The 15203-nt window shown below is 65.8% G+C and carries 11 protein-coding genes; 9 read left to right on the plus strand and 2 right to left on the minus strand.

The genetic code is table 11. The features are described from left to right. Positions 1 to 375 precede the first annotated feature (375 nt). On the minus strand, positions 376 to 1554 hold the full coding sequence (gene hmpA, locus ACODS5_RS07830) for an NO-inducible flavohemoprotein (protein WP_134690019.1): 1179 nt from the start codon (positions 1552 to 1554) through the stop codon (positions 376 to 378). A 154-nt stretch (positions 1555 to 1708) separates the two neighbouring features. Between hmpA and norR the strand changes: the two genes are divergently transcribed. The 5 genes from norR to ACODS5_RS07855 all read left to right on the plus strand — a co-directional run bounded on the left by norR (position 1709) and on the right by ACODS5_RS07855 (position 6867). Beyond that, positions 1709 to 3259 carry a nitric oxide reductase transcriptional regulator NorR gene (gene norR / locus ACODS5_RS07835; RefSeq protein ID WP_489108341.1) on the plus strand — a complete coding sequence of 517 codons (1551 nt, stop codon included), beginning with the start codon at positions 1709 to 1711 and terminating at the stop codon, positions 3257 to 3259. 482 nt (positions 3260 to 3741) lie between these two features. Next, positions 3742 to 4641, plus strand: a complete 900-nt coding sequence (locus tag ACODS5_RS07840) for a chemotaxis protein (RefSeq protein WP_134690022.1) — start codon at positions 3742 to 3744, stop codon at positions 4639 to 4641. Positions 4642 to 4818: 177 nt separating this feature from the next. Continuing rightward, a complete protein-coding gene (mddA, locus tag ACODS5_RS07845; RefSeq protein WP_489108342.1) occupies positions 4819 to 5598 on the plus strand; it encodes a methanethiol S-methyltransferase in 780 nt (259 codons plus the stop codon). 226 nt (positions 5599 to 5824) lie between these two features. Next, the gene (locus ACODS5_RS07850; protein ID WP_489108343.1) at positions 5825 to 6136 is read left to right on the plus strand and encodes a hypothetical protein; all 312 of its coding nucleotides are present in this window, start codon (positions 5825 to 5827) and stop codon (positions 6134 to 6136) included. Beyond that, positions 6133 to 6867 carry a YkgJ family cysteine cluster protein gene (locus ACODS5_RS07855; RefSeq protein WP_489108344.1) on the plus strand — a complete coding sequence of 245 codons (735 nt, stop codon included), beginning with the start codon at positions 6133 to 6135 and terminating at the stop codon, positions 6865 to 6867. The genes ACODS5_RS07850 and ACODS5_RS07855 overlap by 4 nt, the downstream gene beginning before the upstream one ends. Before the next feature lie 35 nt (positions 6868 to 6902). Here ACODS5_RS07855 and ACODS5_RS07860 read toward each other — a convergent pair whose 3' ends face one another. After that, the gene (locus tag ACODS5_RS07860; protein ID WP_489108345.1) at positions 6903 to 8486 is read right to left on the minus strand and encodes a methyl-accepting chemotaxis protein; all 1584 of its coding nucleotides are present in this window, start codon (positions 8484 to 8486) and stop codon (positions 6903 to 6905) included. Positions 8487 to 8709: 223 nt separating this feature from the next. Here ACODS5_RS07860 and ACODS5_RS07865 point away from each other — a divergent pair, with 223 nt between their 5' ends. The 4 genes from ACODS5_RS07865 to ACODS5_RS07880 all read left to right on the plus strand — a co-directional run bounded on the left by ACODS5_RS07865 (position 8710) and on the right by ACODS5_RS07880 (position 15182). Further along, positions 8710 to 9873 (plus strand): efflux RND transporter periplasmic adaptor subunit, encoded by a 1164-nt coding sequence (locus tag ACODS5_RS07865; protein WP_489108346.1) that lies wholly within the window; start codon positions 8710 to 8712, stop codon positions 9871 to 9873. Next, positions 9870 to 12962, plus strand: coding sequence for a multidrug efflux RND transporter permease subunit (locus ACODS5_RS07870; RefSeq protein ID WP_489108347.1), 3093 nt, complete (start codon positions 9870 to 9872; stop codon positions 12960 to 12962). The genes ACODS5_RS07865 and ACODS5_RS07870 overlap by 4 nt, the downstream gene beginning before the upstream one ends. A 9-nt stretch (positions 12963 to 12971) precedes the next feature. Beyond that, the gene (locus ACODS5_RS07875; protein WP_489108348.1) at positions 12972 to 13643 is read left to right on the plus strand and encodes a heavy metal response regulator transcription factor; all 672 of its coding nucleotides are present in this window, start codon (positions 12972 to 12974) and stop codon (positions 13641 to 13643) included. 123 nt (positions 13644 to 13766) lie between these two features. Beyond that, on the plus strand, positions 13767 to 15182 hold the full coding sequence (locus ACODS5_RS07880; protein ID WP_134690029.1) for a heavy metal sensor histidine kinase: 1416 nt from the start codon (positions 13767 to 13769) through the stop codon (positions 15180 to 15182). Positions 15183 to 15203: the final 21 nt, after the last annotated feature.

Consider the following 15203-nt stretch of genomic DNA (forward strand, 5'->3'; position numbering starts at 1 on the left):
GTTCAACGGCCGCGCGTGAAAAACACGGCAACCCGAGCGCCGGACAGGGACAGGCCCCTCGACACTCGGGAGTGAAGGATACAGTGATTAAAGGAGGATTAAAGATGAAGGCGGGTGTAACCGCGTTCATCTCCTCTTATATAGAGAAGGGGTTGTTGGCCCAATCGCTGCGGTTCGGCGCTCGGCCAGGCCGACAGCGCCGAATGTCATCGTCCGCTTCGTTCTCGATTACCCACGGCCGGGAGCATCCGTGTGCTGACGCCCCGACGGAACGCCGAACCGCAGCGATTGGGATGAATCGCGGGGCAAGCCCGCTCCCACACCGCCATCCTAGGCTTCGTGGGAGCGGGCTTGCCCCGCGATGGGCTCAGCGCTTCACTCCAAAGCCGCCGCCGGCCCGAAGAACTCGTAGCGGCTCTGCCCTTCCGGCACACCCAGGCCCTTGAGCTGACGCTTGATCGCCGCCATGAAACCTTTAGGCCCGAGGAAGTAGGCATCGACGTCGCGCTCGCGCGGCAGCCACTCGCCCAGCAATTCCTGATTCAGCAGGCCCACGGCATCGGCCTGGCGGCTACCGTCGTCCTCGGCGTAGCAATAGAAGCGTTTGAGCTGTGGGTAGCGCGCGGCCAGGCCGTCGATAAAGTCGCCGAAGGCATGCACCGCGCCATTGCGCGCGCAGTGGATGAAATGCACCGGGCGCTGGGTCTTCAACGCCGCCTCGAGCATGGCCAGGGTCGGGGTGATGCCCACGCCGCCGCTGATCAGCACCAGCGGCTTGTCGCTGGCGGCCAAGGTGAAATCACCCGCCGGCGGGAACAGTTGCAGGGTATCGCCCACCTGCAGTTGCTCGTGCAGGTAGTTGGAGACCTTGCCGCCCGCCTCGCGCTTGACGCTGATGCGGTACTGCTCGCCGTCGCACAGGGCCGACAGCGAATAGTTGCGACGCTGCTCCTGGCCGTCGATCTCCAGCTTCAGGCCGATGTACTGGCCGGGTTCGGCCTTGAGTACCGGCTTGCCATCGACCGGGGCGAAGTAGAACGAGACGATCTCGCTGCTTTCCTGCTCGCGGCGCGCCAGGCGGAACTCGCGGGTGCCGCGCCAGCCGCCAGCGGCCTCTTCTTTCTGCTTGTACAGGTTCTCTTCGGCGCCGATGAGGATGTCGGCCAACTGGCCATAGGCGCCAGCCCAGGCAGCGATCACCTCAGGGGTGGCGATTTCCTTGCCCAGTACCTCCTCGATGGCGCGCAGCAGGCAGCTGCCGACGATCGGGTAGTGCTCGGGGAGAATCTGCAGGGCGACGTGCTTGTTGATGATCTGGCCTACCAGACCGCCCAGCTGCTCGAGCTGGTCGATGTGGCGGGCATACATCAGCACGCCGTTGGCCAGGGCGCGCGGCTGGTCGCCGCTGGCCTGGTGGGCCTGGTTGAACAGCGGGCGTACCTCGGGGTACTCGCTGAGCATCATCTTGTAGAAATGGGTGGTCAGGGCCTCACCGCCGCTTTCCAGCAGGGGCACGGTGGCTTTGATGATTGCACGTTGTTCGGCATTGAGCATTACGACAACTCCTGAGCCTGTGGCTTCGAATGGTTGCGTAGGCTATTTCAGCAATCGTGCCAACTTTCATCGTCAATAAAACCGGGGGTTTTCATTGACCGGTGTCAAAAGGACACACTCGCGCGTATAGTCATTTCGACCAACAGGAGTCCATATGACTGCAAAACCCCTGCTCACCGCCCTCCTCCCCCTGGTGAGCGACCTGTCCTGCGACCTGCCCGACCAGGAACGTTATCGTCGCTTGCTCCAGGCCATGCGCGGCCTGCTCCCCTGCGATGCCGCCGCGCTGCTGCGCCTGGACGGCGAATGGCTGGTGCCGCTGGCGGTGGACGGGCTGTCGGCGGATACCCTCGGCCGGCGCTTCCGGGTCAGTGAACACCCGCGCTTCCAGGCCTTGCTCAGCCGCCCCGAGCCCACCCGCTTCCCCAGTGACAGCCCGCTGCCCGACCCTTACGACGGGCTGGTGGATGCCGCCCATGTCGACCTCGAGGTGCACGACTGCATGGGTTGCCCGCTGATGGTCGACGAGCGTCCCTGGGGTCTGCTGACCCTCGATGCCCTTACCGCCGGCCAGTTCCAGAGCCTCGAGCTCGAGGCTCTGCAAGCCTTTGCCAGCCTGGCCGCCGCCACCGTCACCGTGGCCGAGCGCATCGAGCACCTGGCCCTGCGCGCCGAGGATGAGCACCAGCGTGCCGAGGTGTATCGCCAGGCCAGCGGCCAGGACAAGGAACTGATTGGCCAGAGCAAGGCGCACAAGCGCCTGGTCGAGGAGATCCGCCTGGTCGGCGGCAGCGACCTGACCGTGCTGATCACCGGCGAAACCGGCGTGGGCAAGGAGCTGGTAGCCCAAGCCCTGCACCGCGCCAGCAACCGCGCGGACAAACCGCTGATCAGCCTCAACTGCGCCGCCCTGCCCGACACCTTGGTCGAGAGCGAACTGTTCGGCCACGTGCGCGGCGCCTTCACCGGCGCCCACGGTGAGCGCCGGGGCAAGTTCGAACTGGCCAATGGCGGCACGCTGTTCCTCGACGAGGTCGGTGAACTGCCACTGGCGGTACAGGCCAAGCTGCTGCGGGTATTGCAAAGCGGGCAGTTGCAGCGCCTGGGCTCGGACCGCGAGCATCGGGTGGATGTGCGCCTGATCGCCGCGACCAACCGCGACCTGGCCGAAGAGGTGCGCAACGGCAACTACCGCGCCGACTTCTATCACCGGCTGAGCGTGTACCCGCTGCAAGTGCCGCCGCTGCGCGAACGCGGCCGCGATGTGCTGCTGCTGGCCGGTTATTTCCTCGAGCAGAACCGCTCGCGCCTGGGCCTGGGCAGCCTGCGCCTGTCGGCCGAGGCCCAGGCCGCGCTGCTGGGGTATGACTGGCCGGGCAATGTGCGCGAGCTGGAACACCTGATCGGCCGCTCGGCGCTCAAGGCCTTGGGGCAGCATGGGCAGCGCCCGAGGATACTCACCCTGGAGGCGGCGGACCTGGACCTGCGCAACGTGGCAGCGACCATGCAGGTAGTCGCCGAGGCGCCGTCGGCCGACCTGCCATTGCCCGAGGGCGGGCTGCGCGAAGCGGTGGATGACTATCAGCGGCAGATTGTCGAAGCCTGCCTGCATCGCCACCAAGACAACTGGGCCGCCACCGCGCGGGAACTGGGGCTGGACCGGGCCAACCTGAACCGGCTGGCCAAGCGCTTGGGCTTGCGCTAAGCGCCCTCCCTACCCTGTAGGAGCCAGCCTTGCTGGCGAATCAGGCGACGCGGTGCATGGCACCGGCAACGCCGGTGTTCGCCTGCTCCTACAACGGTTACGGCCTGCAACACCTGTAGGAGCCAGCTTGCTGGCGAACCAGGCAACGCGGTGCATCGCACCGGCAACGCCGGTGTTCGCCGGCAAGCCGGCGCCTACAACGGTTACGGCCTGCAACACCTGTAGGAGCCAGCCTTGCTGGCGAACCAGGCAACGCGGTGCATCACACCGGCAACGCCGGTGTTCGCCGGCAAGCCGGCTCCTACACGGTTACAGCCTGCAACACCTGTAGGAGCCAGCTTGCTGGCGAACCAGGCAACGCGGTGCATGGCACCGGCAAGCCGGCGCCTGCTTGCAAACGCCAATAGCGAACTAAGCTAAAGCCCGGCAGTAAAAAGCCGATAACCCGGCATCCTCCCCCTCATTCATAGCGAAGGTTGCCCATGGCCACGCAAAAAGCCCGCGCGGACTCCTTGTCCCTGCTGCTGTTCACCCTGCGCAGCGGCAAGCTGATGGCAATCAACCTGCTGAAAGTCAGCGAGATCATCCCCTGCCCGCCGCTAACCAAGCTGCCGGAGGCCCACCCGCACGTCAAAGGCGTGGCCACCCTGCGCGGCAACTCGCTGTCGGTGATCGACCTGTCCCGCGCCATCGGCGAAATGCCCCTGGCCGACCCCGACGGCGGCTGCCTGATCGTCACCGAGATCAGCCGCTCGCGCCAGGGCCTGCACGTGCAAGCGGTGAGCCGTATCGTGCATTGCCTGAGCACCGACATCAAACCGCCGCCCTACGGCTCGGGCAATCGCTCGTTCATCACCGGCGTGACCCGAGTCGACAACACCCTGGTTCAGGTGCTGGATATCGAGAAAGTCATCCACGGCATCGCCCCGCCGCCCCACGAAACGCACCCGGGGGAAGTCAGCGAAGAAGATGCAAGCCTGCTGGCCGCCGCCAACATCCTGGTAGTGGACGACAGCCAGGTGGCGCTGCAGCAATCGGTGCACACCCTGCGCAACCTCGGCATCGAGTGCCACACCGCGCGCAGCGCCAAGGACGCGATCAATGTGCTGCTGGAGCTACAAGGCACCGAGCGGGAAATCAACATCATCGTTTCCGACATCGAGATGTCCGAGATGGACGGCTTCGCCTTCACCCGCACCCTGCGCGAAACCCCGGACTTCCAGCACCTGTACATCCTCTTGCACACCTCGCTGGACAGCGCCATGAGCGGCGACAAAGCCAAGCTGGCCGGGGCCAACGCGATCCTGACCAAGTTCTCCTCGCCAGAGCTGACCAACTGCCTGGTGACGGCGGCGCGGGCGGTGGTGTTCGAGGAGCGCTGATCAGAGCAAGATCTGGACCTGGCATTTCTGCCAGTTGGCGGTGCGCTGAAAACATGGGATTTGTGCTGACACTGTTTTCCGTGTCGCACTCGGTTGTGCAAGGCGGCGGGGATCAGTCAATCCTGCAGACGGTCGACTGCCTGCAGCCATCTTGCGCATGCCAAAAAGGACTTTTTCATGAACGCCACTTCTGGAGATGGACATTCGTCACGTACGTTCGCTTTCAATCTAACCTGCCTGGTCTTCAGCCTCTTCAGCTATGCCTTGAGCATGCTTTCCCTTCTCTACCTCATGGGGTTTCTTTCTCGGACCCTGGTCCCCAAGCACATCGACAGCGGTGAACAGGGTAGTTGGCTGGCTGCGGCCACCATCGACCTAGGGTTGATTAGCCTGTTCGCACTGCAACACAGCCTCATGGCCAGACCTACTTTCAAGCAGCGGACTCAAATCCCCCCACAGATCGAACGTGCGACATATGTCCTGTGCAGCAGCTTGGCACTGATACTGCTCATGGCCCTGTGGCAACCAATAGCGCAACCGCTCTGGAGCATCGAGTCACCCCTAGCGCGCGCGGTGTTGGCAAGCCTCTATTGGTTGGGTTGGGTGATCGTATTGCTTGCGACCTTTCTGCTCAGTCACTTCGAGTTGTTCGGCATCAAGCAAGCCATCGCGGGGTTTAGTCCCTTGCCCCATGGCATGCCCATCTTCAGCACGCCCTTTTTCTATAAAGTCGTGCGTCACCCTCTGTATCTGGGCTTCCTGATCGCCTTCTGGTCGACCCCAGACATGACCGCAGGGCATCTGCTGTTCGCCGTGGCGTGTTCGATCTATATCGTCATCGGGACACGACTGGAAGAGCGGGAGTTGCGCTCACTGTTTGGCGCAACCTATGAACGCTATCAACAAACAGTAGGCATGCTAATACCGCTGCCAGGCAAGCAGCGCAAACAACGCTAGCGGCCTTCCCCGGAACTACGTTCTCTTTTGGCGAGTGGCTTGGGTGTTCGGCCAAGACGCCGGCGAATGTGAACGGCTTGTTTGCGAGGCAGGACACTAGGCACCTGCGACACTTGTCACTAGGTTTTCACCCAATGACACATCAAGTCAGGATTTTCCTGGCTTGATGAAGGGAAGGGTTAGGGCATAATTCGCGCCCTTCGCAGGTTCATTGCCGGTGTCGCGTATGAAATTTCTCAATTCGTTCCTGATTCTCTGCACCCTCGCCAGCGGCACAGTCCACGCTTCGAGCAACCAAGCCTGGAGCGACCAACGCCAGCACATGCTCAAGGCCTGTCTGGGCGCCAGCCAGTTCAAGGATGCCCACGCCCTGGGCAAGCCCGCCGAGTTCGACGACCAGGTCGGTTACAGCGCGCTGCTGATCGAGGGCACCTACCCCCAGAAGCACATGCAGAACCGCACCGGTACCGAGCTGTGCCTCTATGACCGCCAACGCCAGCAGGCCTTCACCACGGAATGGGAAGCCGGCAAACGATGAGCGACAGTATTCGTTTCGCCTGCACCGGTTGCGGTAAATGCTGCACCGGCCATCATGTGCCTTTGACCCTGGCCGAGGCCCGACAGTGGGCGATCTCCGGCGGCCAGGTAGTGGTGCTGATCGAAGGTTTTCTCGTCGATGGCCCTGGCATGCCGACGGACCAGCGCGAGCATGTGCTGCGCCGGTCGCACCCGGTGCCATGCGGTGACGCGCAGTTGCAGGTCTCGGTGACTTTCGCCGCGTTCAACCCGGGACGCTGCCGCAACCTCGATGACAATGACCTGTGCGGCATCTATGAAAGCCGCCCGCTGGTCTGTCGCATCTACCCGGCGGAGATCAACCCGCACCTGCCGCTGCGCCCGGAAAACAAGGACTGCCCGCCCGAGGCCTGGACGCAAGGGCCGGAACTGATTCACGGCAGTCTGCCGGTGGATGAGGCGCTGCGTGCCCTGATCGAGGCTTCACGCCAGGCCGACCGCGACGATATCGCGGCCAAGGTGGCGATCTGCCAGGCACTGGGCATGACCACCAGTGCACTCAAGGGTAACGGGTTTACCGCGTGGCTGCCGGACATGGCAGCGTTTGCCTCGGTACTGGAGCAGGCGCCACGGGCGGTCGATGGACCGTGGGTGGTGCATGTGCAGGACGAGGCGCTTGCCGCCGACCTGCAGGACCATTGCCTGCAGGTGACGGGCGATACGCCGGTCTACTATGCGTTCATCGGTTTCTAGCTAGATTCGATCGCGCGGCAAGGCCGATCACCGATTCACTGACAGCGCCGCCAGAACTCATCGGCCAACCGCCGCAGGTCCTTGGCCAGGTCGGCCACGTCACTGGCGCTGCTGTGGCTGCGCTGCCCGACGCTGACCGTCGCCTCGCTGGCCTGGCGAATGCTGGTGATGTTGCGGTTGATGTTCTCGCTGACCTGGCTCTGCTGCTCCACCGCCGCGGCGATCTGCAGGCTCATCTCGTTGATCTGGTTGACCCGCACGCTGATGCTGTCCAGCGCATCGCTGGCCAGTTGCGCCTGCTCGACGCTGTGCCCGGCATGGGCACTGCTCTGCTGCATCACCTGCACCGCCGCGCGGGCGCCGTCCTGCAGGGCGCCGATCATGCGCTGGATATCGTGGGTCGACTGCGCGGTGCGCTGGGCCAGGCCACGCACCTCGTCGGCGACCACCGCGAACCCCCGCCCCTGATCGCCCGCACGCGCCGCCTCGATGGCGGCGTTGAGCGCCAGCAGGTTGGTCTGCTCGGCGATGCCACGGATCACGTCGAGCACCCCGGAAATCTCGCTGCTGTGGTTCTCCAACTGCTGGATCACCTCGCTGGCTTCCACCAGCGAGCCGGCCAGGTCCTGGATCGCGCAGCGGTTGCGATCGACCAGCTGGTGGCCTGACTGGGTCTCGTCCTCGGCCTGGTCAGCCGCCATCGCCGCCATCTGCGCGCTGCTGGCCACCTGGGCGACACTGGCGCTCATCTGGTGGATCGCCGTGGCCACCTGGTCGGCTTCGCTCTGCTGCTCGAGGCTGTTGGCGTGGCTGCTGTGCAAGGCCTCGACCAGCGAGCCGGAGTGCCCGGCCAGGCGCGAGGAGGTGTCGCCGATGCGCCCGACCACCGCCCCCAGCTGCGCCTTGAGCATGCGCATGGCGAACTCGATCTGCCCCAGGCCGTCACGCCGGCCGGTGTACAGGTGCTGGCTGAGCGGGTTGTCGGCGATCGCCTGGGCCTGCCGCCGCAGCCGCTCGTAAGGGCGCAGCAGCCCAAGGATCGCCAGGCTGCTCAAGCCCGCCGCCGCCACCATCTCCACCAGCGATTCCAGCAGCGGTGCCCCCAGCCACCATTGACCCGCGCCGATCACCAGCGCCAGCACCACACCGACCGCCAGCGACAAGCGCGTGCCCAACTGCAGCACCGGCAAGCGCTCGCGCCAGCCACGCCGGCCTTCGCGCAACCTTGCATAGCACCGCTCGGCCGCCGCGACCTGCTCGATCCCAGGCTTGGTCCGCACCGACTGGTACTCCAGCACCTGCCCGCCGCTGCTGATCGGCGAAACGAACGCGCTCACCCAGTAGTGGTCGCCGTTCTTGCAACGGTTCTTCACCAGCCCCATCCACGAGCGCCCAGCCTTGAGCGCCTGCCACATCTGGGCGAAGGCCTGGGGTGGCATGTCGGGATGACGGACGATGTGGTGGGGATTGCCCAGCAACTCCTCGCGCGGGAACCCGCTGACCCGCAGGAAATCGTCGTTGGCATAGGTGATGCGGCTGTCCAGGTCGGTGGTGGACAGGATGTTGGCGTCGCCGGGGTAATCCACTTCGCGACCGGTAACAGGCATATTGCACTTCATCGGAGGCTCTCGTTGTTGTACGGGAAAATCGGCAGGGCGTACGACTCTAGGGTCAAACGCGGGGGCAATATTGATCCACGGCAGGGTATTGGCACTTGGCCATCAAACGATCGAAACTGACAGCCGTGACAGCCTGGCGTCACGCTGGCGACCCGGTAGGCGCGCTATAACCCTGCAATAGCCCAATCCATTTCCCAGCCCTTTGGCCAAGGTGCCCGCCCCGATGCGACGTCCGTCCCGCTCCCTCGTACTCGCCGCCCTGGCCCTTGTCCTGCTGATCACCATCGGCGCCTGGCAGGGATTGCGCCGCGAAGCCCCGGTCAACCGCGCCGCCAGCGCGATACCGGTGCGCGTGGTCGCCGTGGCCCAGCAGGACGTGCCGCGCTACCTGAACGCCATCGGCTCGGTGCTGTCGCTGCACAGCGTCGAGGTGCGCCCGCAGGTCGAGGGCGTGCTGACCCAGGTGCTGGTCAAGGAAGGCCAGTGGGTCAAGCAGGGCGACCTGCTGGCCACCCTCGATGACCGGGCGATCCGCGCCAACCTCGACCAGGCCCGCGCCCAGCTCGGCCAGACCCAGGCGCAGTTGCAGGTGGGCAACGTCAACCTCAAGCGCTACCAGTTGCTCAGCAGCGACGACGGCGTGTCCAAGCAGACCCTCGACCAGCAGCAGGCGCTGGTGAACCAGTTGCAGGCGACGATCAAGGGCAACCAGGCGGCCATCGACAATGCCGCGGTGCAGCTCAGCTACACGCAGATCCGCTCGCCGGTGAGCGGCCGCGTCGGCATTCGCAACGTCGACCCTGGCAACCTGGTACGCACCAGCGACACCCAGAGCCTGTTCAGCGTCACCCAGATCGACCCGATCGCCGTCGAGTTCGCCCTGCCCCAACAGCAGCTGCCAGTCCTGCAGGGCCTGCTCAACGCGGCCACGCCCGCCGAAGTGGAGACCTACCTGGACGCCGACGGCGAACGCAGCCTGCTCGCCAAGGGGCACTTGATGCTGATCGACAACCAGGTCTCGGCCACCACCGGCACGGTGCGGGTCAAGGCCGAGTTCGACAACCGAGACGCACGCCTGTGGCCGGGCCAGCTGGTTACCGTGCGCCTGCGCACGGCGGTGGACGAGGACGCCCTGGTGGTGCCGCCACCGGTGGTGCAGCGCAGCATCGACGGCCACTTCGTCTACCGCCTGGACGGCGACAAGGTCAGCGCCGTACCGGTCAAGGTGGTGTACCAGGACAGCACGCTGAACGTCATTGCCGGGGTCAAGGCCGGCGATCGCCTGGTGCTGGACGGCCAGTCGCGGCTCAAGCCCGGCAGCACCGTGGAAGTCACCCCCGACACCCCTGCCCCGGCGCAAATGGCCGAAAGCAGGAGCCAGCCATGAACACCCGCAACGGCGTCTCGGCCTGGTGCATCGACCACCCCATCGCCACCCTGCTGCTGACCTTCGCCCTGGTGCTGCTCGGTGCCATCGCCTTCCCGCGCCTGCCGGTGGCGCCGCTGCCCGAGGCCGACTTCCCGACCATCCAGGTTACCGCCCAGTTGCCCGGTGCCAGCCCGGAAACCATGGCATCGTCGGTCGCCACGCCCTTGGAAGTGCAGTTCAGCGCCATCCCCGGCATGACCCAGATGACCAGCAGCAGCGCCCTGGGCTCGACCAACCTGATTCTGCAGTTCACCCTCGACAAGAACATCGACACCGCCGCCCAGGAGGTCCAGGCGGCGATCAACACCGCCACCGCGCGGCTGCCCCAGGACCTGCCCAGCCCGCCCACCTGGCGCAAGGTCAACCCGGCCGACAGCCCGGTGCTGATCCTCACCGTCAGCTCGGCGCAGATGCCCGGCAACCAGCTGAGCGACTACGCCGAGACCTTGCTGGCCCGCCAGCTCAGCCAGATCGACGGCGTCGGCCTGATCAACATCACCGGGCAACTGCGCCCGGCCATCCGCGTGCAGGCCCAGCCCGAAAAGCTCGCCGCCATCGGCCTGACCCTGGCCGACATCCGCCAGGCCATCCAGCAGACCAGCCTCAACCTGGCCAAGGGCGCGCTGTACGGCGAGCACAGCGTGTCGACCCTGGCCGCCAACGACCAGCTGTTCCACCCCGAGGACTACGCGAAGCTGATCGTCAGCTACCGCAATGGCGCCCCGGTGCACCTGGCCGACGTCGCCAAGGTGATCGACGGCGCCGAGAACGCCTACGTCAGGGCCTGGTCCGGCGAACAGCCGGGGTTGAACCTGGTGATCTTCCGCCAGCCCGGGGCGAACATCGTCGACACCGTGGACCGGGTGATGGCCGCCCTGCCCCGCCTGCAGGAAATGCTGCCGGCGGCGGTCGAGGTATCGGTGCTGCAGGACCGCACGCAGACCATCCGCGCCTCGCTGCACGAGGTCGAGCTGACCCTGCTGATCGCCGTGGCCCTGGTGATCGGGGTGATGGCGCTGTTCCTGCGCCAGTGGTCGGCGACCTTCATCGTTTCCAGCGTGCTCGGCGTGTCGCTGATCGCCACTTGCGCATTGATGTACGTGTTCGGCTTCAGCCTGAACAACCTCACCCTGGTGGCCATCGTCATCGCCGTGGGCTTCGTGGTGGACGATGCCATCGTCGTGGTGGAGAACATCCACCGCCACCTGGAGGCCGGCGACGACAGCCGTACCGCCGCGCTCAAGGGTGCCGGCGAGATCGGCTTCACCGTGGTGTCGATCAGCTTCTCGCTGATCGCCGCGTTCATTCCGCTGCTGTTCATGGGCGGTGTGGTCGGCCGGCTGTTCAAGGAATTCGCCCTGACCGCCACCGCGACCATCCTGATTTCGGTGGTGGTCTCGCTGACCCTGGCGCCGACCCTCGCCGCGCTGTGCATGCGCCGCCCGCCCGAGACGCAGCATGACGGTTTCGGCCAGCGCCTGGTGCGCTGGTACGAGAAGGGCCTGGACCGGGCCCTGGCGCACCAGCGTGTCACCCTCGGCGTGTTCGGCCTGACCCTGGCCCTGGCGGTGGTCGGCTACGTGGCCATCCCCAAGGGCTTCTTCCCGCTGCAGGACACCGGTTTCATCCTCGGCACCAGCGAGGCGGCGGCCGATGTGTCCTACCCCGCGATGATCGAGAAGCACAAGGCCCTGGCCAGGATCATCGAAGCCGACCCGGCGGTGCGCGCCTTCTCCCATTCGGTCGGTGTCACCGGCAGCAACCAGACCATCGCCAACGGGCGCTTCTGGATCTCCCTCAAGCCCCGTGGCGAGCGCGACGTGTCGGCCAGCGCATGGATCGACCGCATGCGCGCGAAACTGGCGCAGGTTCCCGGCATCGTCCTGTACCTGCGCGCAGGGCAAGACATCAACCTCAGTTCCGGGCCGTCGCGCACCCAGTACCAGTACGTGCTCAAGAGCAACGACGGCGTTGCGCTGAACCTGTGGACCCAGCGCCTGACCGAACGCCTGCGCGAGAATCCGGCGTTCCGCGACCTGTCCAACGACCTGCAACTGGGCGCCAGCGTCACCCGCATCGACATCGACCGCCAGGCCGCGGCGCGCTTCGGCCTGACCACCACCGACGTCGACCAGGCGCTGTACGATGCCTTCGGCCAGCGGCAGATCAGCGAGTTCCAGACCGAGACCAACCAGTACAAGGTGATCCTCGAGCTGGACGCCCGCCAGCGCGGCAAGGCCGAGAGCCTCAACTACTTCTACCTGCGCTCGCCGCTGTCCGGCGAGATGGTGCCGCTGTCGGCCCTGGCCCATGTCGCGCCGCCCAGCACCGGGCCGCTGTCGATCAGCCACGACGGCCTGTTCCCGGCGGCCAACCTGTCGTTCAACCTGGCCCCCGGCGTGGCCCTGGGCGATGCGGTGCAGATCCTCGAACGCACCCAGCGCGAACTGGGCATGCCCGACTCCATCGCCGGCAACTTCCAGGGCGCCGCCCAGGCGTTCCAGAGCTCGCTGTCGAGCCAGCCCTACCTGATCCTCGCCGCGCTGGTGGCGGTGTACATCATCCTCGGCGTGCTCTACGAGAGCTTCGTGCACCCGCTGACCATCATCTCCACCCTGCCCTCGGCGGGCCTGGGCGCGCTGATCCTGCTTTGGGCCATGGGCCAGGACTTCACCATCATGGGCCTGATCGGCGTGGTGCTGCTGATCGGCATCGTCAAGAAGAACGGCATCCTGCTCATCGACTTCGCCCTCGAAGCCCAGCGCAACCACGGCATGACGCCCGAGCAGGCGATCCACCAGGCGTGCCTGGTGCGCTTCCGCCCGATCATCATGACCACCCTGGCCGCATTGCTCGGCGCGCTGCCGCTGATGTTCGGCTTCGGCGCCGGCGCCGAACTGCGTCAGCCACTGGGCATCGCCGTGGTTGGCGGCCTGCTGGTGAGCCAGGCCCTGACGCTGTTCACCACCCCGGTCATATACTTGGCCCTGGAGCGTCTGTTCCACCGCCGCCAGGCCACCGTCGCCCCCGCGCCGACCGCCAGTTGAGACAAGACCATGCGTGTGCTGATCATCGAAGACGAAGAAAAAACCGCCGACTACCTGCATCGTGGCCTCAGTGAACAGGGCTTTACCGTCGACCTGGCGCGCGACGGCATCGACGGCCTGCACCTGGCGCTCGAAGGCGACTACGCGGTGATCGTGCTCGACGTGATGCTCCCCGGCCTGGATGGCTACGGCGTGCTGCGCGCACTGCGGGCGCGCAAGCAGACGCCGGTGATCATGCTCACCGCCCGCGAGCGGGTCGAGGACCGCATCCACGGCCTGCGCGAAGGCGCCGACGACTACCTGGGCAAACCGTTCTCGTTCCTCGAACTGGTGGCCCGGTTGCAGGCCCTGACCCGGCGCAGCGCCATTCATGAACCGCTGCAGATCCAGGTGGCGGACCTGTGGATCGACCTGATGGCGCGCAAGGCCAGCCGGGCCGGCCAGCGCCTGGACCTGACCGCCAAGGAGTTCTCGCTGCTCAGCGTGCTGGCCCGGCGCCAGGGCGAGATCCTGTCCAAGACCGCCATCGCCGAGCTGGTCTGGGACATCAATTTCGACAGCGACGCCAATGTCGTCGAGGTGGCGATCAAGCGCCTGCGCGCCAAGCTCGACGGGCCGTTCGACAACAAGCTGCTGCATACCATCCGAGGCATGGGCTATGTCCTGGAAAACCGTGGGTAGCCCGGGGGGCGCTGCGCGCCCCTTTCGCGGCACAAGGCCGCTCCTACAGCAGATCGCGTCCCCCTGTAGGAGCGGCCTTGTGCCGCGAAAGGGCTGCAAAGCAGCCCCCTGGGGTATTTGCCCATGAACCTTTTCCGGAGCCGACCCGGCACCCCCGTCGCCCTGCGCCTCTCGGCGCTGTTCACCCTGGTGGCACTGGCCGTGTTCGTATTGATCGGCAGTGCCTTGTACCGCCAGGTCGACCGCAGCCTCGACCTGCTGCCCGAAGCCGAACTGGACGCGCGCTTCAGCGTGCTCGAGTCCACCCTCAACCGCTACGGCACCGCCGAACACTGGGCCAAGATCAACAACAAGCTCAACCTGCTCAGCGAAGAAGACCGGCGCATCCGCTTCTGGGTGGTGAGCAGCGACCCGGCCTTCGAGTACGGCCATCCCAGCCAACAGCTGCGCGCCTTCGCCAAAGGCGCGCCAGGCATGCGCGACCTGCGCCTGGCCGACAGCCCCTACCCCTACAAGGTGTTGGTCAGCGAGCTGCCGGCCCTGGGCGGACGCCCGCCGCTGCGCTTTCTGATCGGCATCGACACCGAGACCTTCTGGCAGGCCCAGCACAGCCTGCTGGTGGCCATCGTCGGCCTGGCCGCGCTGGGCGTGTTGCTGGCCTCGCTGCTCAGCTACTGGGTCGCGCGCATCGGCCTCAAACCCTTGCAAGCCCTCTCGGACGAAGCCCAGACCCTGGCGCCGCCACGCCTGGACGGGCGCCTGCAAACCCACGACCTGCCGCCGGAACTGGCGCAGTTCGCCGGCGCCTTCAACGCCGCCCTCGACCGGGTCAGCCAGGCCTACACGCAACTGGAAGCGTTCAACGCCGATGTCGCCCACGAACTGCGCTCGCCGCTGACCAACCTGATCGGCCAGACCCAGGTCGCCCTCACCCGCGGGCGCAGCGCCGAGCACTACTTCGAGGTGCTGCAATCGAACCTTGAGGAGCTCGAGCGCCTGCGCAGCATCATCAATGACATGCTGTTCCTGGCCAGCGCCGACCAGGGCAGCAAGGCCACCGCGCTGACCCAGGCATCGCTGGCCGAGGAAGTGGCCACCACCCTGGACTACCTCGACTTCATCCTCGAGGACGCCCAGGTCAGCGTCAGCGTCAGCGGCGACGCCCAGGCACATATCGAGAAGGCCCAACTGCGTCGGGCGCTGATCAACCTGTTGAACAACGCCGTGCAGCACACCGCGCCGCACCAGGTGATCGACGTGCGCATCGAGGCCAACGAGCAGCAAGTGAGCATCGCTGTCAGCAACCCCGGCCCGGCGATCGCCGACGAGCACCTGGCGCTGCTGTTCGAGCGTTTCTACCGGGTGGATGCCGCGCGGGCCAACAGCGGGGGCGGCAACCACGGCCTGGGCCTGGCGATCGTCAAGGCCATCGCCCTGATGCACGGCGGCAGTGTGTTCGTGCGCAGCGAAGCAGGCGCCAATACCTTCGGCATCAGCCTGCCAAACGGTCAACTACGCGGGTTTGCGGTAAAAATCTGATACTTTTACCGCTCATCATTA

The organism is Pseudomonas sp. FG47 (assembly GCF_057809115.1).